Annotated in this window: 13 protein-coding genes and 2 pseudogenes; 4 read left to right on the top strand and 11 right to left on the bottom strand. The window is 67.0% G+C overall.

Translation table 11 applies throughout. The annotated features are described in order from the left end of the window. Positions 1–14: 14 nt before the first annotated feature. On the bottom strand, positions 15–1,178 hold the full coding sequence (locus tag ACZ899_RS09865; protein ID WP_110733342.1) for an isovaleryl-CoA dehydrogenase: 1,164 nt from the start codon (positions 1,176–1,178) through the stop codon (positions 15–17). A 313-nt stretch (positions 1,179–1,491) separates the two neighbouring features. On the opposite strand from ACZ899_RS09865, the gene ACZ899_RS09860 reads away from it, so the two are divergent. After that, complete coding sequence (locus ACZ899_RS09860; protein WP_234562024.1) at positions 1,492–3,162, top strand: AMP-binding protein; 1,671 nt, start codon at positions 1,492–1,494, stop codon at positions 3,160–3,162. Here the strand turns inward: ACZ899_RS09860 and ACZ899_RS09855 are convergent. Both ACZ899_RS09855 and ACZ899_RS09850 read right to left on the bottom strand, forming a co-directional pair. Further along, positions 3,137–3,397: an acyl carrier protein gene (locus tag ACZ899_RS09855; RefSeq protein ID WP_234562026.1), complete on the bottom strand. Its 261-nt coding sequence runs from the start codon at positions 3,395–3,397 to the stop codon at positions 3,137–3,139. The genes ACZ899_RS09860 and ACZ899_RS09855 overlap by 26 nt on opposite strands. 205 nt (positions 3,398–3,602) lie before the next feature. Further along, entirely contained in the window at positions 3,603–3,770 is a 168-nt protein-coding gene (locus ACZ899_RS09850) for a hypothetical protein (RefSeq protein ID WP_186713531.1), read from the bottom strand. A 138-nt stretch (positions 3,771–3,908) separates the two neighbouring features. Here ACZ899_RS09850 and ACZ899_RS09845 point away from each other — a divergent pair, with 138 nt between their 5' ends. The 3 genes from ACZ899_RS09845 to glgB all read left to right on the top strand — a co-directional run bounded on the left by ACZ899_RS09845 (position 3,909) and on the right by glgB (position 11,766). After that, a complete protein-coding gene (locus ACZ899_RS09845; RefSeq protein WP_234562028.1) occupies positions 3,909–5,927 on the top strand; it encodes an alpha-1,4-glucan--maltose-1-phosphate maltosyltransferase in 2,019 nt (672 codons plus the stop codon). 152 nt (positions 5,928–6,079) lie between these two features. Beyond that, positions 6,080–9,397 (top strand): maltose alpha-D-glucosyltransferase, encoded by a 3,318-nt coding sequence (gene treS / locus ACZ899_RS09840; RefSeq protein ID WP_234562030.1) that lies wholly within the window; start codon positions 6,080–6,082, stop codon positions 9,395–9,397. 158 nt (positions 9,398–9,555) lie between these two features. Next, the gene (gene glgB, locus ACZ899_RS09835) at positions 9,556–11,766 is read left to right on the top strand and encodes a 1,4-alpha-glucan branching protein GlgB (protein ID WP_234562033.1); all 2,211 of its coding nucleotides are present in this window, start codon (positions 9,556–9,558) and stop codon (positions 11,764–11,766) included. 80 nt (positions 11,767–11,846) lie between these two features. Here glgB and ACZ899_RS09830 read toward each other — a convergent pair whose 3' ends face one another. The 8 genes and pseudogenes from ACZ899_RS09830 to glgA all read right to left on the bottom strand — a co-directional run bounded on the left by ACZ899_RS09830 (position 11,847) and on the right by glgA (position 24,903). Beyond that, on the bottom strand, positions 11,847–12,923 hold the full coding sequence (locus ACZ899_RS09830) for an autotransporter domain-containing protein (protein ID WP_234562035.1): 1,077 nt from the start codon (positions 12,921–12,923) through the stop codon (positions 11,847–11,849). Positions 12,924–13,243: 320 nt separating this feature from the next. After that, positions 13,244–14,026 (bottom strand): endonuclease/exonuclease/phosphatase family protein, encoded by a 783-nt coding sequence (locus ACZ899_RS09825; protein ID WP_203647332.1) that lies wholly within the window; start codon positions 14,024–14,026, stop codon positions 13,244–13,246. Positions 14,027–14,201: 175 nt separating this feature from the next. Beyond that, entirely contained in the window at positions 14,202–16,355 is a 2,154-nt protein-coding gene (glgX, locus tag ACZ899_RS09820; protein WP_234562037.1) for a glycogen debranching protein GlgX, read from the bottom strand. 129 nt (positions 16,356–16,484) lie between these two features. Continuing rightward, complete coding sequence (locus ACZ899_RS09815; RefSeq protein ID WP_203647330.1) at positions 16,485–16,727, bottom strand: DUF2934 domain-containing protein; 243 nt, start codon at positions 16,725–16,727, stop codon at positions 16,485–16,487. Between the two features lie 20 nt (positions 16,728–16,747). Continuing rightward, on the bottom strand, positions 16,748–19,522 hold the full coding sequence (locus ACZ899_RS09810) for a malto-oligosyltrehalose synthase (RefSeq protein ID WP_234562039.1): 2,775 nt from the start codon (positions 19,520–19,522) through the stop codon (positions 16,748–16,750). Beyond that, positions 19,519–21,589, bottom strand: a pseudogene (gene malQ, locus ACZ899_RS09805) (4-alpha-glucanotransferase). The gene ACZ899_RS09810 and the pseudogene malQ overlap by 4 nt, the downstream one beginning before the upstream one ends. Beyond that, positions 21,586–23,329, bottom strand: a pseudogene (treZ, locus tag ACZ899_RS09800) (malto-oligosyltrehalose trehalohydrolase). The pseudogenes malQ and treZ overlap by 4 nt, the downstream one beginning before the upstream one ends. Before the next feature lie 14 nt (positions 23,330–23,343). After that, positions 23,344–24,903 carry a glycogen synthase GlgA gene (glgA, locus tag ACZ899_RS09795; RefSeq protein ID WP_234562045.1) on the bottom strand — a complete coding sequence of 520 codons (1,560 nt, stop codon included), beginning with the start codon at positions 24,901–24,903 and terminating at the stop codon, positions 23,344–23,346. Between the last annotated feature and the right edge of the window lie 246 nt (positions 24,904–25,149).

Raw genomic sequence — 25,149 nt, 5'->3', positions numbered from 1 at the left:
CCGGTTCCTTGTGCTCAGCGGGTTTCGTTGAACAGTTCGCGGCCGATCAGCATCCGGCGGATCTCGCTGGTGCCGGCGCCGATTTCGTACAGCTTGGCGTCGCGCAGCAGGCGGCCGGCCGGGAATTCATTGATATAGCCGTTGCCGCCAAGGATCTGGATCGCCTCCAGGGCCATCTGCGTGGCGCGCTCGGCGGTGTAGAGGATCACCCCGGCGGCGTCCTTGCGGGTGGTTTCGCTGCGGTCGCAGGCCTGGGCCACGGCGTACAGGTAGGCGCGGCTGGCGTTGAGCTGGGTGTACATGTCGGCGATCTTGCCCTGGATCAGCTGGAACTCGCCGATGCTCTGGCCGAACTGCTTGCGGTCGTGGATGTAGGGCACCACCAGGTCCATGCAGCTCTGCATGATGCCGGTGGGGCCGCCGGCGAGCACCACGCGCTCGTAGTCCAGGCCGCTCATCAGCACGCGCACGCCGCCGTTGAGCTGGCCGAGGATGTTTTCTTCCGGTACTTCGACGTCATCGAAGAACAGCTCGCAGGTGTTGGAACCGCGCATGCCCAGCTTGTCGAACTTGTTGCTGCGGCTGAAGCCTTTCCAGTCGCGCTCGACGATGAACGCGGTGATGCCGTGGGGGCCCTTGTCCAGGTCGGTCTTGGCGTAGATCACGTAGGTGTTGGCGTCGGGGCCGTTGGTGATCCAGGTCTTGCTGCCGTTGAGCACGTAGCGGTCGCCGCGTTTTTCGGCGCGCAGCTTCATCGACACCACGTCGGAGCCGGCGTTGGGCTCGCTCATGGCCAGGGCGCCGATGTGCTCGCCGCTGATCAGCTTGGGCAGGTACTTGAGCTTCTGCTCGTGGGTGCCGTTGCGGTTGATCTGGTTGACGCACAGGTTGGAGTGGGCGCCGTACGACAGCGCCACCGAGGCCGAGGCGCGGCTGATCTCTTCCATCGACACCACGTGGGCCAGGTAGCCCAGGCCGGCGCCGCCGTATTCTTCAGGGACGGTGATGCCCAAGAGGCCCATGTCGCCGAACTTGCGCCACATGTCGGCGGGGAACAGGTTGTCGTGGTCGATCTGCGCGGCGCGCGGGGCCAGTTCAGCGGCGACGAAGGTGCGCACCTGGTCGCGGAGCATGTCGATGGTTTCGCCCAGGGCGAAGTTCAGGCTGGGGTAATGCATGGGAGGCACCTTCTTGTTCTTGAAATGGGAGCGGTTGCTGCGGCGTTGTAGGAGCGGGGTTGTGGGAGCGGGCTTGCCCCGCGATGCCCGTCAGAACGGCCAGCTGTATTGCCTGGTCCGGCCTCATCGCGGGGCAAGCACGCTCCCACAACCTCGCTCCTGTCCGGACGCCGTGATGCATGGTTGACGTTAACGTAAACCTGCCTTCCGGGGCTGTCAATCGGAACGTCACCTTTACGTAAACGTAAATCTGCGCCAGAGTAATTGCCGCCTGCTTCAGTCATGCCCAGAACAACCACAAGAAGGGACAACCATGCCTCAACCAAGCTACACGCGCGGCCGTCAAGACAAACCATTGCTCACCCTGACCATCGGCCAGGCCTTCGATGCCACCGTCGCCCTTCACGGCGAGCGCGAGGCGCTGGTGGTGCGCCACCAGGGCGTGCGCTACAGCTGGCGCGAGCTGGCCGCCGAGGTCGATGTGCATGCCCGGGCCTTGATGGCGCTGGGCGTGGAGGTGGGCGAGCGGGTCGGCATCTGGGCGCCCAATTGCGCCCAGTGGTGCATCCTGCAACTGGCCACGGCCAAGGTCGGCGCGATCCTGGTCAACATCAACCCGGCCTATCGGGTGGGCGAGCTGGAATACGTGCTGCGCCAGTCCGGCTGCCGCTGGCTGGTGTGCGCCGATGCCTTCAAGACCTCCGACTACCACGCGATGGTGCAGGAACTGGTACCTGAGCTGGCGGCCCATGCCGTGGGCGAGCTGGCCAGCGAACGCCTGCCCGACCTGCGCGGGGTGATCAGCCTGGCCGCCGAGCCGCCTGCGGGCTTCCTGCCCTGGACCGCGCTGGCCGGGCGGGCAGGGCAGGTGGAACTCACCGCCTACGAGGCCCGGCAACAGGGCCTGCAGTTCGACCAGCCGGTGAACATCCAGTACACCTCCGGCACCACCGGCGCGCCCAAGGGCGCGACCCTGAGCCACTACAACCTGCTCAACAACGGCTACATGGTCGGCGAGAGTCTGGGCCTGACCGAGCAGGACCGCATGGTGATCCCGGTGCCGCTGTACCACTGTTTCGGCATGGTCATGGGCAATCTCGGTTGCATCACCCACGGCAGCACCCTGATCTACCCCAACGACGCCTTCGACGCCGAACTCACCCTGCGCGCCGTGGCCGAGGAGCGCGCCAGCATCCTCTATGGCGTGCCGACCATGTTCATCGCCATGCTCGATCACCCCAGCCGCCCCGTGCTGGACCTGTCCAGCCTGCGCAGCGGCATCATGGCCGGCGCCACCTGCCCGATCGAGGTGATGCGCAAGGTCATCGAGCAGATGCACATGGCCGAGGTGCAGATCGCCTACGGCATGACCGAGACCAGCCCGGTCTCGCTGCAGACAGGTCCCGACGATGGCCTGGAGCTGCGCGTGACCACCGTGGGCCGCACCCAGCCGCAGCTGGAGACCAAGCTGGTGGACGCCGACGGGCGCATCGTTGCCCGGGGCGAGATCGGCGAGCTGTGCACCCGGGGCTACAGCGTGATGCTCGGTTACTGGGACAACCTGCAGGCCACCCATGACGCCATCGATCCGGCCGGCTGGATGCACACCGGCGACCTGGCGGTGATGGACGATGACGGTTATGTGCGCATCGTCGGGCGCAACAAGGACATGATCATTCGCGGCGGCGAGAACATCTATCCGCGTGAGCTCGAGGAGTTCTTCCACACCCACCCGGCGGTGGCCGAGGCGCAGGTGGTGGGGATTCCGTGCAGCAGGTATGGCGAGGAGGTGGTGGCGTGGATTCGCCTGCACCCCGGGCACAGTGCCAGTGCCGAGGAACTGCAGCTGTGGTGCAAGGCGCGACTGGCGCATTTCAAGACGCCGCGGCATTTCCGCTTTGTCGATGAGTTTCCGATGACGGTGACGGGGAAGGTGCAGAAGTTCCGGATGCGCGAAATCAGCGTGGAGGAGCTGGGGGGCTAGGCATCGCCTTGTAGACCAGGTCGACCAGCTCGGCAAAGGTGGTGTAGGTCTGGACTTGATGGGGAATGAAGATGCCGAATGTCTCCTCCACGATGGCTTGCAGTTCCACCACGTCGAAACTGTCGGCGCCCAGTTCGTCCATGGCGATGTTCGGCCGGATCCGGTGCAGGCTCTGTTCGAGGAAGCCGGCGAGGATCCATTGCAGGTGGAAGGCGATGTAGAGGCGCGAGCGCATGCCGGAGGTGACCGTCAGAGGGCGGTGCTTCTCTTTACGTGGCTTCGTGAGCGGGCGCCACTGGCAGAAATGCCAGGTGCATCGGGCGCAGCTTTGTGCTGTCAGGACCGGCCTCATCGCGGGGCAAGCCCGCTCCCACGCAGGCGGCACGGCACTTGTGGGCGCGAAGGGGCCGGATCAGGCGGTCAATATTCCACAACCTTGTCTATCCTCTACCTTTCACCGGCGGCTCCTCGCTCGGCGGATCGCCCACGGTCGGCGGCAGGGTTGGCTTGATCGGCAGCTCGTCCGGATCCTCTTCAGGCACCGGCGGCGGCAAGGTCGGGTCGTCGATGTTCGGGTCGGGTGTCTCCGGTGGAATGGGAATGTTCATGGGCCTGGCCTCGCGGGATGAATGAAGCGGTGTCTCAGGCTTTGACCCAGGCCTGCGCCCGACGCTCATTTTTTTTGAACCCCCGCGCCCGATCACGGCTCTGAACCCTTACCGCCACCAGCCCAGGGGAGCAGGTCGATGTCTGGTAAAGAGCCGTTCGAAAACGTGCCCATGGCCAACGATCACCCGGACCAGGCCATCAGCCTGTCCCAGGCGCTGCTGGCGCCGCGCATCGTGATCGAGGACGCAAGCCCGGTGCTCGACGGCGGCACCTTCGCCGCCAAGGCGGTGCGCGGGCACAAGGTCGAGGTGACGGCCAAGGTCTACAGCGACGGCCACGACCGCCTGGCGGTAAGCCTGAACTGGCGCCAGGCCCACAGCCGGCGTTGGCACTGCGTGGCGATGCACTCGCCGGGCAACGACCTGTGGCTGGCGGACTTCACCCCCACCGATCTGGGCTTGCACCTGTTTAGCATCGAGGCCTGGATCGACCCTTTCGCCACCTACTGCCATGACCTGGAGAAGAAGTACGCCGCCGGTGTGGACGTGAAACTCGAACTGGAGGAGGGCCGGCTGCTGCTGGGCCAGGGCATCGAGCGCAGCGACGGGCTTTTGCGCGAGCAGCTTGAACGCTTGCAACAGCGCCTGCCGGATTTGCCGGTGGATGAACAGGTGATGTTGCTGCTGCACCCTGACGCAGCCCAGCTGATGGCCGAGGCCGAGCACCGCAGCTACCTCACCCGCAGCCGCGAGTTTCCCCTGGATGTGGACCGCGAGGCGGCGCTGTTCGCCAGCTGGTACGAACTGTTTCCGCGTTCGATCACCGACGATGCCGAACGCCACGGCACCTTCGACGACGTGCACCAGCGCCTGCCGATGATTCGCGACATGGGCTTCGACGTGCTGTACTTCCCGCCGATCCACCCCATCGGCATGAAGCACCGCAAGGGCCGCAACAACGCCTTGCAGGCCGAGCCCGGCGACCCCGGCAGCCCCTACGCCATCGGCAGCCCCGAGGGCGGGCACGATGCCATCCACCCACAGCTGGGCAGCCGCGAGGACTTCCGCCGACTGGTCGCCGCCGCCGCCGAGCATGGGCTGGAGATCGCCCTGGATTTCGCCATCCAGTGCTCCCAGGACCATCCTTGGCTCACGGAGCACCCCGGCTGGTTTAGCTGGCGTCCAGACGGCACCATCCGCTACGCCGAGAACCCGCCGAAGAAGTATCAGGACATCGTCAACGTCGACTTCTACGCCCCCGAATCGGTGCCGAGCCTGTGGCTGGCCTTGCGCGATGTGGTGGTCGGCTGGGTGGAGGAGGGCGTGAAGACCTTCCGCGTCGACAACCCGCACACCAAGCCGCTGCCGTTCTGGCAATGGTTGATCGCCAATGTGCGCAGCCGGCACCCCGAGGTGATCTTCCTCGCCGAGGCCTTCACCCGCCCGGCGATGATGGCGCGCCTGGGCAAGGTCGGGTACGCCCAGAGTTACACCTACTTCACCTGGCGCAACAGCAAACAGGAGCTGCGCGAATACTTCGAGCAGCTCAACCAGCCGCCGTGGAGCCAGTGCTACCGGCCCAACTTCTTCGTCAACACGCCGGACATCAACCCGTTCTTCCTGCAGACCTCGGGCCGCCCCGGCTTTCTCATCCGCGCCGCGCTGGCAACCCTGGGTTCGGGCCTGTGGGGCATGTACTCGGGCTTCGAGCTGTGCGAAGGCACGCCGCTGCCGGGCAAGGAGGAGTACCTGGATTCGGAGAAGTACGAGATCCGCCCGCGCGATTTCACCCAGCCCGGCAACATCGTCGCCGAGATCGCCCAGCTCAACCGCATCCGCCGGCAGAACCGCGCCCTGCAGACTCACCTGGGGGTGGTGTTCCTCAACTGCTGGAACGATCAGATCCTGTATTTCGCCAAGCGCACGCCCAAGCGTGACAACGTCATCCTGGTGGCCATCAGCCTCGATCCGTACAACGCCCAGGAGGGCAGTTTCGAGCTGCCATTGTGGGAACTGGGGCTGGACGATAACGCCGACACCCAGGGCGAGGACCTGATGAATGGCCACCGCTGGACCTGGCATGGCAAGACCCAGTGGATGCGCATCGAACCGTGGCACCAGCCGTTTGGCATCTGGCGCATCGAAAGGGCCCAGTGATGGCCTTGCGCGATCCCTGTGGGAGCGGGTTCACCCGCGAACACCGGCAAAGCCGGTGCCATGCACCGCGGTGTCTGTTTCGCGGGTGAACCCGCTCCCACAGTGATCGCGCAAGGCCGAGCAAGCAAATCTGCAATTGAAAGGAGTCGCACATGGCCAAGCGTTCCCGCCCGGCAGCCTTCATCGACGATCCGCTGTGGTACAAGGACGCGGTGATCTACCAGTTGCACGTGAAATCGTTCTTCGATTCCAACAACGACGGCATCGGCGATTTCGCAGGGCTTATCGGCAAGCTCGACTACATCGCCGAACTTGGCGTCAACACCCTCTGGCTGCTGCCGTTCTACCCCTCGCCCCGGCGCGACGACGGCTACGACATCGCCGAGTACAAGGCCGTGCACCCGGACTACGGCAGCCTCGCCGATGCCAGGCGCTTCATCGCCGAGGCCCACAAGCGCGGCCTGCGGGTGATCACGGAGCTTGTCATCAACCACACCTCCGACCAGCACCCCTGGTTCCAGCGCGCCCGCCACGCCAGGCGCGGCAGCAAGGCCCGGGACTTCTACGTGTGGTCCGACGACGAGCAAAAGTACGACGGCACGCGGATCATCTTCCTCGACACCGAAAAGTCCAACTGGACCTGGGACCCGGTCGCCGGGCAGTACTTCTGGCATCGTTTCTATTCGCACCAGCCGGACCTGAACTTCGACAACCCACAGGTGTTGAAAGCGGTGATCGGCGTGATGCGCTATTGGCTCGACATCGGCGTCGACGGCCTGCGCCTGGATGCCATCCCGTACCTGATCGAGCGCGACGGCACCAACAACGAGAACCTCCCCGAAACCCACACCGTGCTCAAGGCCATCCGCGCCGAGATCGACGCCAACTACCCCGACCGCATGCTGCTGGCCGAGGCCAACCAGTGGCCGGAGGACACCCGCCCGTACTTCGGCGAGGGCGACGGCGACGAGTGCCACATGGCCTTCCACTTCCCGTTGATGCCGCGCATGTACATGGCCCTGGCCATGGAGGACCGCTTCCCGATCACCGATATCCTGCGCCAGACCCCGGAGATCCCGGCCAACTGCCAATGGGCGATCTTCCTGCGCAACCACGATGAACTGACCCTGGAGATGGTCACCGACCGTGAGCGCGACTACCTGTGGAACTACTACGCCGAGGACCGCCGCGCACGCATCAACCTCGGCATCCGCCGGCGCCTGGCGCCGCTGCTGCAGCGCGACCGGCGACGCATCGAACTGCTGACCAGCCTGCTGCTGTCGATGCCCGGCACCCCGACCCTGTACTACGGCGACGAGCTGGGCATGGGCGACAACATCTACCTGGGCGATCGCGACGGCGTGCGCACGCCCATGCAATGGTCGCCGGACCGCAACGGCGGTTTCTCCCGGGCCGATCCGCAACGCCTGGTGCTGCCGCCGATCATGGACCCGTTGTACGGCTACCAGACCATCAACGTCGAGGCCCAGGCCCACGACCCGCATTCATTGCTCAACTGGAACCGCCGCCTGCTGGCGGTGCGCAGCCAGCAGAAAGCCTTTGGCCGGGGCAGCATGAAGATGCTGACGCCGAGCAATCGACGGATTCTCGCCTATATCCGCGAATACACCGATGCCGACGGCAACAGCGAGATTGTGCTGTGCGTGGCCAATGTCTCGCGGGCGGCCCAGGCGGCGGAACTGGAGTTGTCGCAGTACGCCGGCAAGGTGCCGGTGGAAATGCTCGGCGGCAGCGCCTTCCCGCCCATCGGCCAGCTGCCGTTCCTGCTGACCCTGCCGCCCTATGGTTTCTACTGGTTCCTGCTGGCCAGCCACGACCGCATGCCGAGCTGGCATGTCCAGCCTGCCGAGGGTCTGCCCGAGCTGACCACCCTGGTGCTACGCAAGCGCATGGAGGAGCTGCTCGAATCGCCATCGCGCGAAACCTTGCAGGCGTCGATCCTGCCGCAGTACCTGCCCAAGCGCCGCTGGTTTGCCGGCAAGGAAGGGCCCATTGACCAGGTACGCCTGAGCTATGGCGTGCGCTTCGTCACCACGGCTCTGCCAGTGTTGCTCTCCGAGCTGCAAGTGCACAGCGAAGGTGTGGTCACCCATTACCAGTTGCCCTTGGGCCTGCTACCCGAGGAGCAGATCAACGCCGCGCTGCCCCAGCAACTGGCGCTGTCGCGGGTGCGCCGTGGCCGTCAGGTGGGGCTGATTACCGACGCCTTCGTGCTCGAGCCGTTCATTCGCGCCGTGCTCAAGGGCTGCCAGGAGGGCCTGCGCCTGCCCTGTGGCGATGGCCTGGGCGAGCTGCATTTCCATCGCACCGAGGTATTGGCCGCGCTGCAGCTCGATGAGCAGAGCGAGGTGCGCTACCTGGGCGCCGAGCAGTCCAACAGCTCGGTGGTGGTCGGCGGCAGCCTGGTGCTCAAGCTGATCCGCCGGGTGAACCCGGGGGTGCATCCGGAGCTTGAGATGAGCGCCTACCTGACCGCTGCGGGCTTTGCCAATATATCGCCCCTGCTGGCCTGGGTCAGCCGTGTCGATGACAGTGGCCAGCCCCATCTGCTGATGATCGCCCAGGGCTACCTGAGCAACCAGGGCGATGCCTGGGATTGGACGCAGAACACCCTGGAACGGGCGATTCGCGACCAGATGGAACCGGGTAGCGTCGAACAGGAGGCGCATACCGATGCCCTGGCCGAGCTGACCGGCTTCGCCGCCTTGCTCGGCCAACGCCTGGGCGAGATGCATCTGCTGCTGGCCGCGCCGAGCGACGACAAGGCGTTCCAGTCTCGTCCGAGCGATGCCCAGGACAGCGGGCGCTGGAGCCGGCAGATCAGCGCCGACCTGACCCGTGCCCTCGACCTGCTGGCCCAGCACCGCGACACCCTGGACCACGACAGCCAGGCCCTGGTCGACGACCTGCAGCAACAGCGTGAAGGCCTGCAGCAGCACGTCGACAACCTCGCCCGGCAGGCCCGGGGCGGCCTGCTGATGCGCGTGCACGGCGACCTGCACCTGGGCCAGGTGCTGGTGGTGCAGGGCGACGCCTACCTGATCGATTTCGAGGGCGAGCCGGCGCGCCCGCTGGACGAGCGCCGGGCGAAACACAGCCCGTACAAGGATGTCAGCGGCGTGCTGCGTTCCTTCGACTATGCTGCTGCGATGATCCTGCGCAGCGCCTCGGCGGTCGACCTGTCCGACGCGGCGCGCCAGGCCCGGCAGCGGGTCGCCCGGCAGTACCTGCACCAGTCGCGTCACGCCTTCGTCGAAGCCTACGGGCTGGCCACCGCCGCCATGCCCCACGCCTGGCAGCATACCGAGGCCGAGCGCGCCGCGCTGGAGCTGTTCTGCCTGGAGAAGGCCGCCTACGAAATCACCTATGAAGCCGAAAACCGGCCAAGCTGGCTGGCCGTGCCTTTGCATGGTCTGCATGGACTGATCAGTACCTGGGGGGAGGGGTGAGCCATTCCAGGTTGAACACGAATCTCTGTGGGAGCGGGCTTGCCCGCGAACACCGGCAAACCCGGTGCCATGTACCAAGACGCCTGCTTCGCGGGCAAGCCCGCTCCCACAGGGGCCCGGATGGGCCAGCATTGAATAATTTGATAAGGGGCAGTGAGATGAATGCAACCACGCGTGACAACGGCGGCCTTCGGCAACGGGACCTCGACGCCCTGGTCCGCGCCGAGCACGCCGACCCATTTGCCGTGCTGGGTCCCCATGGCGACGGTGCGGGCGGCCTGTTCGTCCGCGCTTTCCTGCCTAATGCCCTGAATGCACGACTGCTGACGCGCCAGGATGGGCAAGTGCTTGCCGAAATGGTGCAGGGCAGCGTGCCGGGGCTGTTCACCGCGCACCTCGATGAGGCACAGGCCTACCTGCTGCAGATCGGCTGGGCCGGCGGCGAGCAGGTGACCGAGGACCCCTACAGCTTCGGCCCGCAACTGGGCGACATGGACATGCATCTGTTCGCCGAAGGCAACCACCGCGACCTGGCCGGGCGCTTCGGCGCCCAGCCCACCGTTGTCGAAGGCGTCGCGGGCGTGTGCTTCTCGGTGTGGGCACCCAATGCCCGGAGAGTGTCGGTGGTCGGCGACTTCAACAACTGGGACGGCCGCCGTCACCCCATGCGCCTGCGCCACGGTGCCGGGGTGTGGGAGCTGTTCGTGCCCAGGCTCGGCGTGGGCGAAACCTACAAGTTCGAAGTACTGGGCGCGGACGGCGTGCTGCCACTCAAGGCCGACCCCCTGGCCCGTGCCACCGAACTGCCGCCGAGCACCGCCTCGAAGGTGGCCGGAGCCCTGGCCCACGACTGGCGCGATGGCCAGTGGATGGAGCAGCGCACCCAACGGCATGCCTACAGCGCGCCGCTGTCGATCTACGAACTGCACGTCGGCTCCTGGCGCTGCGAGCTGGACGATGCCGGCGAAGTCGCGCGCTTCTACAACTGGCGCGAGCTGGCCGAGCGCCTGGTGCCCTACGTGCAGGAGCTGGGCTTCACCCATATCGAACTGATGCCGATCATGGAGCACCCCTTCGGCGGCTCCTGGGGCTACCAGCCGCTGTCGCTGTTCGCGCCGACCTCGCGCTATGGCAGCGCCGAGGACTTTGCCTTCTTCGTCGACGCCTGCCACCAGGGCGGCATCGGTGTGATCCTCGACTGGGTGCCGGCGCATTTCCCCACCGACGAGCATGGCCTGGCGCGCTTCGACGGCACCGCGCTGTACGAGTACGACAACCCGCTGGAAGGCTTCCACCAGGACTGGAACACGCTGATCTACAACCTCGGTCGCAACGAGGTGCGCGGCTTCATGCTGGCCTCGGCGCTGCACTGGCTCAAGCACTTCCACATCGACGGCCTGCGCGTGGACGCGGTGGCCTCGATGCTTTACCGCGATTATTCGCGCAAGGCCGGCGAATGGGTGCCCAACCGCCACGGCGGGCGCGAAAACCTCGAGGCCATCGACTTCATCCGCCACCTCAACGGCGTCGCCGCCCACGAAGCGCCGGGCGCGCTGATCATCGCCGAGGAGTCCACCGCCTGGCCCGGGGTCAGCCAGCCGGTGCAGCAGGGCGGTCTGGGCTTCGCCTACAAGTGGAACATGGGCTGGATGCACGACACCTTGCATTACATCCAGAACGACCCGGTGCACCGCACCTACCACCACAACGAGATGAGCTTCGGGCTGATCTATGCCTATTCCGAGCATTTCATCCTGCCGATCTCCCACGACGAGGTGGTCCACGGCAAGCATTCGCTGATCGACAAGATGCCCGGCGATCGTTGGCAGAAGTTCGCCAACCTGCGGGCTTACCTGGCGTTCATGTGGACCCACCCGGGCAAGAAGCTGCTGTTCATGGGCTGCGAGTTCGGCCAGTGGCGCGAGTGGAACCATGACCAGCAACTGGACTGGTACCTGCTGCAGTACTCCGAGCACCAGGGCGTGCAGAAGCTGGTGGCCGACCTCAACCGCCTGTACCGCGAACTGCCGGCGTTGCACGAGCTGGACTGCCAGCCCCAGGGCTTCCAGTGGCTGATCGGCGACGACGCGCACAACAGTGTGTATGCCTGGTTGCGCTGGAGCAGCCAGGGCGAGCCACTGCTGGTAGTGGCCAACTTCACTCCGGTGCCACGAGAGGGTTACCGCATTGGCGTGCCGTTTGGCGAGCACTGGCAAGAATTGCTCAATAGCGATGCCGAGCTGTATGCCGGATCGAATGTGGGGAATCTGGGGGCGGTAGCCAGCGAAGCGATCGCCAGCCATGGCCAGCCATTGTCGCTGGCGCTGAACCTGCCGCCGCTGGGGGTGTTGGTGATGAAGCCGGCCTGATGGCCCTATCGCGGGGCAAGCCCGCTCCCACGATGTGCATCCGTGGGAGCGGGCTTGCCCCGCGATAGGGCCGAACCTGCTTACCAACGCATCCTGACCCCCAAACTGCCAATCAACCCGTTCAGGTCATTGTCATCCACATCGGAGCTGTAGTCGGCACTGACGAACAGCGCCACGTTCGGCGTCACCCTGGCCACCAGGCCCAAGCCCAGTTCCACCGTGGCGGCGCTGCGCGAGCTGGAGATCTTGTCGACCTGGTCCAGCTTCACCGGGTCGGCGTTGCTGAAGTCGTACCAGACGTTGGTGCGCACATAGGGTTCGATGGGCATGCCGCGCACTTCGTAGCGCGCCGACAGCTTGGCACCGACCCGGCCGCTCCAGCTGGGCTGGCTGTCGAAGGCCTGCAGGGTTTCCTCCTGCACCTGGCTACCGGGGAAGAACTGCTGGTTGATCAACTGCGCCTGGGGCTCGATCACCCAGCCGGCGCCCAGGCCGATGGGGTAGCCGCCTTCCACCGAGAAGGTCATCGCGTGGCCGCTGTCGTCGAGCCGCTGGCCGGCCTGGGAGCGGCCATTGACGTCGATGCGCGTGCCCATGGCCACGGCGTCCACGTGCCAGCCCTGCTCGTGGGTCATGCTCCAGTACACGCCCAGGCTCTCGCCGCTGAGGTTGACCGCGTCACGCTGCTTGTCGCCCAAAAGCGGGCGCATGCCGTTGAAGGTGCTCTGCAGGTTGTTGTGGCCGACGAAGATCCCCGCGCGGTGCACGTTGCCGCCGCTGGTTTCACGCACGAACAAGTCCGGTCCGATCATCATCTGCTGGCTGGGCGCCTCCACCTGCGCCGGCGGCTGGGCGCCCGGGCGCGGCGCGCCGGGGAAGAACTGCGCCCACTGGCTGGCGATATGGTCGCTGTCGGGCTGGCCGTGACGTTCACCCATGCGCTCGGAGAAGGCGCTGAGCAGGCCTTGGTTGAGGCCGCTGGCGCTGACCGGATCGAGCGACAATCGCGGCACCTCGGGCTGCGCCAGGACAGGGGCGAAGGGTTCGCCCTCCTGCGATTCGAAGGCGAAGGTTTCCACCGGGGTTGCCAAGAGCAGCGACGTGGAAACCGCACAGAAAAAAGCGTCGAAGCGCGAGGGGTTCGAGGTGCTTTTCATGGCGGATCTCCTGTTGATGTATGAGTGAACAGCCCAAGACCTGGCCTGATGTCACGAGCTGTACGACAAGAACAGGGGGCGACAGGTACCAGCGCACCAGCCTTCTGCAGAGCGCACGAGGGCGCGCGCTAGAGGCCCGGCACGAGTTTTTACGTCTGGTGATTACTGTTCAGCTAAGGAGAGGACGGCGCTTGCGTCAAGAAAGCGTGAAAAGGTCGAAAAATGTCTGTTTGACTATTTAACTTGTTGAATTTGCGTAATTTTGAAAGGCGCATATTGATAATGGTGATTTACCGCCTCGCGGCTATGCCGAATCGTTGCTACAACCGCACTTCCACCGCCAGCGGCAGATGGTCGGAGAGGTGGGTCCAGGGCTTGTTACCAAGGATTCTTGGTGCGTGGCTGTCGGCGTTGCGCAGGTAGATGCGGTCCAGGCGCAGCAGCGGCAGGCGCGCGGGGTAGGTGCGGGCCAGCAGGCCGTGGTGGCGCTCGAAGGCCTCGTGCAGGCCGTGCTGCAGCCCGAGGGTGTGGTTGCCGCGCAGCTGCCAGTCGTTGAAGTCGCCGGCGATGATCACCGGGGCGTCGGCGGGCAGGGCGTCGAGCAGTCGGCGCAGCAGGTGCAGCTGTTGCTGGCGGTGACGCTCGAGCAACGACAGGTGCACGCAGATGGCATGCACCTGGCGCTGCCCGGGCAGGTCCAGCACGCAGTGCAGCAGGCCGCGGCGCTCGGGGCCGGTGATCGACACGTCGAGGTTGCGGTGTTCGATGATCGGGTACTTGGACAGCAGCGCGTTGCCGTGGTGGCCGTCTGGGTAGACTGCGTTGCGGCCGTAGGCGAAGTCGCTCCACATGCTGTCGGCGAGGAACTCGTACTGCGAGGTCCGTGGCCAGCCGGGGTAGCGCGCGGCATGGCGGTCGTGGCTGCCGAGCACTTCCTGGAGGAACACGATGTCGGCCTCGGTGCTGCGCACCGCCTCGCGCAGCTCCGGCAGGATGAAGCGCCGGTTGAAGGCGGTGAAGCCCTTGTGGGTGTTGACCGTCAGCACCTTGACCCGATGCACGGCCGGGGCCTGGTTGACGTTGGCGAAACCTGGACTGCTCACGACGGCTCCTGTTGGTAAATCCCGTTGCGGGGGCGGGTTTCGTGGGAGCGGGCTTGCCCCGCGATGGGGGCCAACTGAACAGCTCGATGGCCTTCTCGGCCCTCATCGCGGGGCAAGCCCGCTCCCACGAAGCCCTATCCCACGCAGTGTAGGACCGAAAACGCCCATTGCCGGTTCAGTCCTCCTCCCGCTGCAGCACCAGCAACAGCAACGACCGCCCCTTGACCTCGAACACCGTGTCGAACGCCAGGTGCTGCGGCTTGCGCAGCTCTGGCCGGTCGGTGTCCACCAGGCAGCTCCAGTAGTCGCCCTCCGGCACCGCCGGCAAGGTGAACGGCACCACGTCGTGATAGGCGTTGACGATCAACAGCATGGTTGCCTCGGCGCCCGGCCGGGCGATGCCGCTGACCTGGGCGCGGCCGTCCATCAGCATGCCCAGGCAGCGCCCGTGCGGGTCCTCCCACTGCTCGACGGTCATCTCGCTGGCATCCGGGGCCAGCCAGGTGACGTCCTTGACCCCGATCGCCTCGTTGTAGTCGCCGACCAGAAAGCGCGAGCGGCGCAGGATCGGGTAGGCCAGGCGCAGGCGGGTCAGGCGCCTGACGAAGGCCATCAGCGCCTTGCCATCCTCATCCAGGTCCCAGTTCACCCAGCCGATCTCGCTGTCCTGGCAGTAGGCGTTGTTGTTGCCGTGCTGGGTGCGGCTGAACTCGTCGCCGGCGACGATCATCGGCGTGCCCTGGGCCAGCAGCAAGGTGGCGAAGTAGTTGCGCATCTGGCGCATGCGCAGGGCATTGATCGCCGGGTCGTCGGTGGGGCCTTCGACGCCGCAGTTCCACGACAGGTTGTTGTTGGTGCCGTCCTGGTTGTTCTCGTCGTTGTCCTCGTTGTGCTTGTCGTTGTACGACACCAGGTCGCGCAGGGTGAAACCGTCATGGGCGGTGACGAAGTTGACCGAGGCATAGGGGCGCCGGCCACGGTTGTTGAACAGGTCGCCCGAGGCGGTGATGCGCGAGGCGAAGTCGGCGAGCATGCCTTCGTCGCCCTTCCAGAAGCTGCGCACGGTGTCGCGGAAGCGATCGTTCCACTCGGCCCAGCCGGGGGCGAAGTTGCCCACCTGGTAGCCGCCCGGGCCGCAGTCCCAAGGTTCGGCGATCAGCTTGGTCTGGCTGAGCATCGGGTCCTGGCGGCAGGCGACGAGAAAACCGTGACGCTCGCTGTAGCCGTCGTGATAGCGGCCGAGAATGGTCGCCAGGTCGAAGCGAAAGCCGTCCACGTGCATCTCGCCGGCCCAGTAGCGCAGCGAATCGGTGACCAGTTGCAGCACCCGGGGGTGGCTCAGGTCGAGGGTGTTGCCGGTGCCCGAATCATTGATGTAGAAACGCCGGTCGTCGGGCATCAGGCGGTAGTACGAGGCGTTGTCGATGCCGCGCATCGACAGGGTCGGGCCGCGTTCGTTGCCCTCGGCGGTGTGGTTGTAGACCACGTCGAGGATCACCTCGAGCCCGGCGTCGTGCAGGTGCGCGACCATTTCCTTGAACTCGGCGATCTTGCCGCTGGCCAGGTAGCGCGGATGGGGCGCGAAGAAGGCGATGCTGTTGTAGCCCCAGTAGTTGTTCAGGCCCTTGTCCAGCAGGTGCTGGTCGTTGACAAAGGCGTGGATCGGCAGCAGTTCGATGCTCGACACGCCGAGTTCCTTGATATGCGCCAGCAGCTCGTCGTTGGCAAGCCCCGCGAAGGTGCCGCGCAGGTGCTCAGGCACCGCCGGATGGCGCATGCTGATGCCGCGGGTGTGAGCCTCGTAGATGATCGTGCGCTCCCAGGGGATCGACACGCGCTGGTCGCGGCCCCAGGTGAAAGCCGGGTCGATGACCTTGCACTTGGGCACGAACGGCGCGCTGTCGCGCTCGTCGAACGACAGGTCGGCGTCGGGGTGGCCGATGGTATAGCCGAACAGCGCCTCGGACCACTGCAGCGTGCCGACCAGCTGCTTGGCATAGGGATCGATCAGCAGTTTGTTGGGGTTGAAACGGTGGCCGTTCTCGGGCTCGTAGGGGCCGTGCACACGGTAGCCGTAGACCAGGCCCGGGTGGGCGTCGGGCAGGTAGCCGTGGTAGATCTCGTCGGTGTACTCGGGCAGCTCGATGCGCTCGATTTCCTCCTCGCCGCTGGCGTCGAACAAGCACAGCTCGACCTTGGTGGCGTTGGCCGAGAACAGCGCGAAGTTGACCCCCAGGCCGTCCCAGGTGGCGCCGAGCGGAAAGGGCAGGCCTTCGCGGATGCGCGACGGGGCGACGGAGCGGGTCTTCTTCGGGGTGCGGGGGCTCATGGCGGTCCTCATGGTCCGGGGCGTTGCCTGGGTGTCAATGCGGGCCTCTTCGCGGGTAAACCCGCTCCCACAGGTGCATGCAACTCCCCTGTGGGAGCGGGTTTACCCGCGAAGAGGCCAGTGGAGTAATCAGCCGGCAGCGGGCTTTTTCACCGCCCGCGGTTTCTTGGCTGCCACCGGTTTCTCCACCGGCGCCGCTACCTTCGGCTTGGCCGCCGCCTTCTTGCGAGGCGCGGCCTTTGGCGCCAATGCCTCGGCCTCGGCCAGCTTGCGCGCCATCTGCCAATGACGGTCCTCTTGGCCCGCCGGCTTACCCTCCGACTCCCAGATCTGATACGCAAACTCGCGAATACGCTTTTCTTCGACACTCATCTCGACGCTCCTGAATGCAGTTAGGCATGTTCAATCAACAGGTTGACTGGAAACTCCATCAGCACGGCGCTCAACATCAGCTCCCTTGAAGGGGTGACAGCACCGCCGCCGAAAAGTCCCGAGCAGTTGGCAGGCGACAAGGCAAACGGCAGGACAAGCCGGGTATCGTCCCAGTTCTGTGCCGGGATCAACGGGGTGGCGGCCGGGCCCAGCAGGGTGCTGGCCAGCCGCGGTACGACGATGATGGCGCGGGCGTCCTCGCCCAGGCGGGCGAAGGCCAGCACCTTGTCGGCATGGCGCCCGCGCACGGCAAGCGGCAGGTAGGCGCCACGCTGGAACAGTTCAGGGTGGGCCTGGCGGGCGTCCAGCACCCGGGCTACCAGGGCTTGTTTCACACGGCCATCGCGCCAGTGGGTGAGCAGCTCGGCCAGCGGCGTGGCGTCGTCCAGGCTGGCCCGTCTTGCAGGGTAGTCCACCGGTCGGCGGTTGTCCGGGTCGACCAGGGACAAGTCCCAGTACTCGTTGCCCTGGTACAGGTCCGGCACGCCGGGCGTGGTCATGCGCAGCAGGCACTGGGCCAGGCCGTTCAACGCGCCGGGGCAGGCCAGGCGGCGCGCCGCCTCGTGCAGGGACTGGCGCAGTTGCTGGTTCTCCTCGTCCAGCAGCAGGCCGTCGACATAGGCTGCGCAGGCCTGCTCGTAGCGTTCGTTCGGCGCGGCCCAGCTGCTGCGCAGCTTGGCTTCGCGCAGGGCCTTGCGCTGCCATTGGCGGATGCGTTCGGCATAGGCGCGCAGGGCCGCCGGATCCTGCAGGTCGAGGGTCAGCGGCCAGCTGCCGAGCAGGGTCTGCAACAGCAGCAGTTCGTCGCCAGGGCTGGGCGCCTCGCCATCGTCCAGTGCCTCGCGCAGCGGCGCGGCCAGTTCGCGCCAGTGCTCGACGCGGCTGGCCAGCCAGGGGCCGTGTTCGCTGAGCACGGCCAACCGCGCCCGGCAGTCCTCGCCGCGCTTGTGATCGTGGGTGGCGGTGGCCAGCAGGTTGTCGGGAAAATCGCGCAGGCGGCGCTGGGCCCCGTTGTGGAACCAGGCGGCCTCGGCGCTGAAACGCTCGGCGTCGAAGCCCACGTCGTTGCGCGACAGCAGGCGGGCCGAGCGATAGAACGCGGTGTCCTCGACGGCCTTGGCGGCGCTGGGCGCGGTCAGTTGCTGGAAGCGCACGCAGGCATGGCGCAGGTGCTTGCGCGGTCGGCCCGGTGGCAGGCGGCGCCACGGCTGGCCACCGAGCCAGCGCTCGAGCTGCTCGAGCAGCGGCCAGTCGGCTTCGCCCAGCGACTGGCGCGCCCCGGCCAGCGCCTGCTGGAAGAACGCCTCGTCCTCGGCGGGGCGGCCACAGGCGTTGATATAGGTGCGATACACCGGGTAGTGCTCGACCAGCGCCTGCAGCGCCCGGCGAATGGCGCCGAGGGTGAGGTCGCGGGTCATCAGGTCGTCGCGGGCCACCTGCAGCAGGGCCTGGGCCACCGACTCGCAGTCGCCGGCCAGGCTGGCGTTGAGCACCAGGTGGCGGGCGCTGCGCACCTCCTCGGTGAATTCAGGTCGCTCGCTGACGGCGCTCCACAGCTCGCCCAGCGGCCCCTCGCCAGCGGGATCGTGCTGCAGCAGCGACACCTGGTTCATGAACTCGTAGCCGGTGGTGCCGTCGGTGAGCCAGTCACGGTGCAGGTGTTCGTCGGCGCCGAGGATCTTCTCCACATAGATCGGGAAGTGTGCCAGCGCGGCATCCAGTGGCCGTCGCGCCAGCAAGCGGTCGACCCGGCGGCGCAGGTTGCGGCAGTAGCGGCGCGGGTCGGCCAGGCCGTCGATATGGTCGATGCGCAGGCCGTCCACCAGGCCGCGTTCGATCAGCTCGAACAGCTTGGCATGGGTGGCCTCGAACACCACCGCGCGCTCCACGCGCAGGCCGCCGAGTTCGTTGATGTCGAAGAAGCGCCGCCAGTTGATGTCGTCGGCGGCGGTGCGCCAGCTGGCCAGGCGGTAGGTCTGGCGCTCGAGCAGCAGGTGAAGGCGCTTGAAGCCGGCCTCGGTGCGGCTGTCGAAGGCGTCGAGGGCAGGTTGCAGGTTCGCGCCGGCAGCGCTCAGGCGGGTCAGTTCGCGGTGCAGGGGCAGGGCCTCGGCCAGCGGGTCGCCGGTCTCGCCGAGGGCACTGAAGTGCGCGGCCAGTGCCTGCAGGCGCGGATCCTCGGCCTGACCAAGGATCCGCCCGTAGTCCAGCGGGCAGATCGGGAAGCGATGTTCATGGTGGGTCACCTCGAAACGCCCCTGTGGCGCGTCGAAGGTCAGTGGGATTTCGCCGCTCTTCAGAGCCGCGCCGTAGTCGCTGCCAAGGAACGGCAGCAACAGCTGCCCGGCCAGCAACGGATCACTGGAATGCCACTGGATATCGAAGAATTCCGCATAGGGGCTGCGCCGGCCCCAGGCCAGCAGGCTCTGCCACCAGGGATTGTCGGCGCCGCCCACGGCCATGTGGTTGGACACGGTGTCGAGGATCAGCCCCATGCCGTGCTGGCGCAGGGCGGCCACCAGACGTTCGAGCGCCGCTTCGCCGCCAAGCTCCGGGTTGACCCGGGTCGGGTCGACCACGTCGTAGCCATGCCGGGAGCCGGCGCGGGCGGTGAGGATCGGCGAAGCGTACAGATGGCTGACGCCTAGCCGGGCGAAGTAGGGCACCAGCGGCACCGCGTCATCCAGGGTGAAGTCGCTGTGCAGCTGCAGGCGCAGGGTGGCGGTCAACGGTTTCATCGATCACGCTCCCAGGCCTGTTCGCGGGCCTGGGCCAGCAGCTCCAGGCGGCGGGCGGCGTCCTCGTCGTCGAGCAGGTCGCGTACCGGCGCCTGGAAGCGCCGGCGCCAGTTGGGGTGGCCTTCGGTGGTGCCGGGTAGGTTGGCCTGCTCGTCGCAGCCCAGCAGGTCCTCCAGCGGCACCAGCACCAGCGGCGCGCAGGTATGGCCAATGTAGCGGATCGCCGCGTCGATCAGCGCGTCGTCGCCGCGCAGTGGCCCGTAGTTCTGCTCCAGGGTGCGGCGCAGGCCGTCGCGCTCCACGGCCCGGGTGTGGCGCCAGTGCAGTTCGGTGGCGGCGTCGATCAGTTGCAGGCGATGGTTCCAGTCGATGTCGCGACCCACCAGCCAGCCGGCCAGGGGCGCCAGATCATGGGTGCCGGTGGTGGCCAGGGCGTTGTCCGGCCAGTCGAGGATCGGCTTGAACTGCCCGGGCGCGGCCTGCTCGAACGGCAGCACGCGCATGCCCAGCACGGCCTTGTCGGCCAGGCGTTCGCGCAGGCCCTCGGGCACGGTGCCCAGGTCCTCGCCGAGGATGATCGCCTGGTGCCGCGCCGATTCCAGCGCCAGCAGGCGCAGCAGGTCGTCCAGCGGATAGTCCAGGTAGGCGCCTTCGCTGGGTGTGGCTCCACGGGGGATCAGCCACAGCCGGCGCAGGCCCATCACATGGTCGATGCGCAGGCCGCCGGCATGGGCCAGGTTGGCCCGCAGCATCTCGATGAAGGCGCGGTAGCCGTTGCGCTTGAGGCCCTCGGGGGAGAAGGCGCAGATGCCCCAGTCCTGGCCGGAGCGGTTGAGGATGTCCGGCGGTGCGCCGACCTTGAGCTCGGCCAGCAGTTCGTCCTGGCGGCTCCAGGCCTGGCTGCCGGCGCCGTCGGCCCCCACCGCCAGGTCGGCGATCAGGCCCACCGCCATGCCGTTGCCGCGCGCCGCGTCCTGGGCCCGTTGCAGGCTGCGCTCGGTCAGCCACTGGCAGAAGGCATGGAACTCGACCCGCGCCGGGTAGGCGTTGGCGAAGGCCTCGACCTCGGGGTGGTAGGGATCGTGCCAGGCCTTGGGCCAGCGGCGCCAGTCGGCGCCCAGGCCGGTACTGACCGCCTCGGCATGCAGCACTTCGAAGCGGCAATGGTGCTCCAGTTGCTCGCCGGCGCTGGCGCGGAAACTGTCGAAATCCTGGCGAAGCGGATGCTCGCCCTGGCTGAACTGCCGGTAGAGCGTCTCGAGCAGGCGCAGGCGGGCGTCGGCGGCCCGTGGCCAGTCCACCAGGGCCTGCTGTTCCAGCGTGTCGAGGGTCGCCTGCAGGTCGCAGGCCTCGATGGCCATGCGCACCTCGCGCTCGCCAAAGACGACACCGGGGCTGGCGTAGAGCACGTTGCGCAGCAGCCGGCTGGAGGGCGAGTAGGGGCTGAAGTGGCGCTGGTCGAATGCCGACAGAGTGTGGATCGGGCTGATCGCCAGGGCATCAGGCGCCGCGCTCGGCGGCGTTGCGCGCCAGTTGCTCCAGGGCCAGGCAGTCGCCGTAGCCGCCATCGCCTGGGCGGCGCAGGCTGTACAGCTGCGCCGCGATGCCCCAGCAGCGCGGCGGTTGCTGCTCGACGCGGTCCTCCAGGGCATGGCAGCGCGGCGGCGCCACGGCCACGCTGAAGCTGCGGCCATCGATATCCACGCGGTGGTAGCCCAGCGGCAGCTCACCCGGCAGGCGCGCCTCGGCGTCCAGGGCCAGGTTGCGCTGGCTGCCGTCTTCCAGTGTGCAAAGTGCCTGGCGGTCGGCGCTGAAATAGCGTTGCAGGTCCAGGGGCTGGCCGACATCGACGGTCAGCAGCGGCGGCAGGTGTTCGCTGTCCTCGGCCTGCTCGACGGCGCGCAGGCTGGCGGCGATGGCGGCGGCATCGTCGGCCGGGTGGCCGAGGCCTGCGAGCACCCAGCGCAATACCTCGTCGCTGACCTGCTGCGGGCGGTTGTTGGCGTCGATCCAGTCGCGGGCCAGGCCGACCCGCGCGGCCAGGCGGTGGAGGGGCTGTTCGCTCATGGCGTCTCCTGGTCGGGGGGCAGCAGGCTGACCACGCAGCTGTGCGCGGCAAGGGTCGAGTCGGGGTGGGCGTTGTCGCTGCTGTCGTACAGGCGCCGTTGCAGGGTGGGCAGCGCCACCGCTTGGGGCTGGGCGGCGAGGTTGAGGTCGATGCGCAGCTCGCAGCCGTTGCCCAGGCGCCAGCGGGCAGTCAGCGCCTGGTCGCCGAGCACCTCGGCGCCTAGGGCGCGGGTGCCGGGCAGGTGCGGGACGACGTGGCGCCGGCGCAGGTCGAGCAGTTGCTGGTACAGGCCGTGCCAGCCGGCCAGCACATCCTGATGCCGGGGCCGGGACGAGGCAAAGGTCGCCTCGGCATTCGGGTCGGGGATCTGTTCGCGTTTTTGCGGGTCTGCGAAAGCGTCGAAATGGGCGAACTCGCCGCGCCGTCCCTCACGCACCGCGTCGGCCAGCTCATCGTGAAAATCGGTGAAGAACAGAAACGGCTCGCGGCTGCCGTCGTCGTCGCCCATGAACAGCAGCGGGATCATCGGTGCCAGCAGCAACAGCGCGGTGGCAGCGCGCAGGGCCGGCGGCGGGCAGAGGCGGGTAAGGCGTTCGCCCAGGGCGCGGTTGCCGACCTGGTCGTGGTTCTGCAAAAACAGCACGAAGGCGCTCGGTGGCAAGTGGCCGCTGGGCTCGCCCCGGGGTGTGCCGTGGCGGTCGGGCTGGCCCTGGAACACGAAGCCTTCGGCCAGGCAGCGGGCCAGCTGGTCGATCGGTCGGTCCTTGTAGTCGGCGTAGTAGCCTTCGGTCTCGCCGGTCAGCAGCACATGCAGGGCGTTGTGGCCGTCGTCGTTCCATTGCGCGTCGAAGCCCTGTTGCAGCAGCGCGGCCTGGTTGTGCTCGTTTTCCAGCACCAGCCACACCTGCCGCCCGGGCTCGACGGCGGCGCGCACCCCGCTGCGCCAGCTCGACGAGAAAGTCCGGTTGGTCGATGGCGTGCACCGCGTCCAGGCGCAGGCCGTCGCAGCGGTAGTCGCACAACCACATCAGCGCGTTCTGGATGAAGTACTCGCGCACCTCGGCGCGGCGAAAATCGATGGCCGCGCCCCAGGGCGTCTGCCGGTCCTCGCGGAAAAACGGGCTGGCGTAGCGGTGCAGGTAGTTGCCGTCGGGGCCGAAGTGGTTGTAGACCACGTCCACCAGCACCATCAGGCCGAGGCCATGGGCCTGGTCGACCAGGCCGCACAGCGCCTGCGGCGTGCCGTAGCTGTGCTGCGGGGCGAACGGCAGCACGCCGTCGTAGCCCCAGTTGCGCACGCCGGGGAACTGCCCCAGGGGCATCAGTTCGATGGCGCTGATGCCCAGCTCGGCCAGGCGCGGCAGCACCTTGGCCACGCCAGCGTAGCCGCCGAGCAGGCCCACGTGCAGCTCCTGGATCACCGCCTCGTGCCAGGGTCGGCCCTGCCACGGGTGCCGCCACGGATAAGCGCCGACATCCACCAGCGCGCTGGGGCCGTGCACGCCCTCGGGCTGATAGCGCGACGCCGGGTCGGGCACCTGCAGCTCATCGTCGATGCAATAGTGGTAGTGCTCGTCCGCCTGGCAGGGACCGACACCGGTGTACCAGCCATCGCCGTCGGGCCGCAGCGCCAGAGGCGGCCGCTGCCCGATCGCCACGCTCACGTTGCGCGCATCCGGCGCCCAGAGGGCGAAGCGCGCCGACGTGGCGTCCAGCAACTGTGCGCCATGCTTGTGCATCGCCGCCTCTCCGCTCAGTAGTGGGCGTGCTGTGCCTGCCTGACCAGGTCTTCGTACAGCCGGGCATAGGGTTCCACCGCCTGGCACCAGTTGAACGGTTGGGTCATCGACAGGCAGCGCATGGCGTTCAGCAGGTTCTTCTTGCCGTACACATAGAAGGCGCGGGCCAGGGCCTCGCGGTAGCTGTCGACGGTCGAGTCGTCGAACAGAAAGCCTGTTACGCCGTTCTCGATGGTGTCGGCCAGCCCGCCGGTGTTGCGCGCCACCGGCAGCGAGCCAAAGCGCTGGGCGTACATCTGGCTCAGGCCGCAGGGCTCATAGCGCGACGGCATCAGCAGGAAATCGCTGCCTGCGAACATGCGCCGGGCGTCGGTCTCGTTGAAGCCGATGCGCACGCCGATACGGCCCGGATGACGCAGGGCCAGCTCGCGCATGGCCTGTTCCTCCTCGGGTTCGCCACGGCCGATGATGGCGATCTGGCCGCCCTGCTGGACGATGTAGTCGGCCACTCCCAGGGTCAGGTCCAGGCCTTTCTGGTAGACCAGCCGCGACACCACGGCGAACAGCGGCCCGTCCGACGGCTCCAGTTCGAACAGCTCGCGCACCTGCTGGGCGTTGCGCGCCTTGCCGGCCCAGTCGTTGAGGCTGAAGTTGTGGTGCAGGTGCTGGTCGGTGGCCGAGTCCCAGCTTTCGTCGATGCCGTTGGGGATGCCGCCGAGCAGCCCTTGCTGGGCCTTGCTGGCAAGAAAACCGTCCAGGCCGCAGCCGAACTCGGGGGTGGTGATCTCGCGGGCGTAGGTGGCGCTGACCGTGGTGATGTGGCTGGAGTAGGCCAGCCCGGCCTTGAGGAACGACAGCTTGCCGTAGAACTCCATGCCTTCCTGCTGCATGGCGTGGTCGGGGATCGCCAGCTCCGGGCTGCAGCCGCGGCTGTACACGCCCTGGTAGGCGAGGTTGTGGATGGTGAACAGGGTCGGCGTGCTCAGGCCGCGCCAGTGCATGTAGGCCGGGGCCAGCCCGGCCGGCCAGTCATGGGCGTGCACCAGGTCGGGGCGCCAGTGGGCCATGCCTTCGCCGGCGGCGATTTCCGCCGCCGCCAGGCCCAGGCGGGCGAAGCGGATATGGTTGTCGGGCCAGTCGCGGCCGTTGTTGGCGCCGTAGGGGGTGCCGTCACGCTGGTACAGCTCGGGGCAGATCAGCACGTAGATCACCAGGCCGTCGGCCAGGTCCATGCGGCCGATCCTGCACGGCGGCAGGGCCGCGTGGCCACCCAGTTCGCCGACGATATGGATGGGGTTGTCGCTTTCCATGACCTGGCGGTAACCGGGGATCAGCACCCGCACGTCGTGCAGGTGCGCCAGGGCGCGGGGCAGGGCGGAGGACACGTCGCCCAGGCCGCCGGTCTTGACCAGGTCGGCGATTTCCGAGGTGACGAACAGGATCTTGCGCTTGTTCGGATTGTGCTGGCGCTGGGCGCCGGGTGCCTTGACTGTCGGGGCGAGCGCCGATGGCAGGGGCTCGCGGTTATCCGGGTTGAATGACTCTACGTGAGGTTCGACAGCGGCACTGATCATACTTCTCTCCGTCCCTTGTTCTGGTGTGTGCTTAACGTTGGCTCGTGGGTGTGCTCTCTGATCGTTGTTGCATCTTCGTAGTGCGGTCCTTGCCCCAGATTCGTGCGCGCAGGCACGGCACGTTCGGCATTCCGGCCGAAAGACGTATGGACTGGTTGGGGTGGGCGGGCCTGACGTGAGGAAGTCCTTTTGCGTCGGCCCACTTAAGTCCTGACCTGCCCGTGTTCTGCAAAGTTCGACTTTTTT

This window comes from Pseudomonas sp. TE31087 (genome assembly GCF_057284075.1).
Note: the sequence above shows the minus strand (reverse complement) of the source record. Positions and strands in the feature narration are given on the sequence as shown.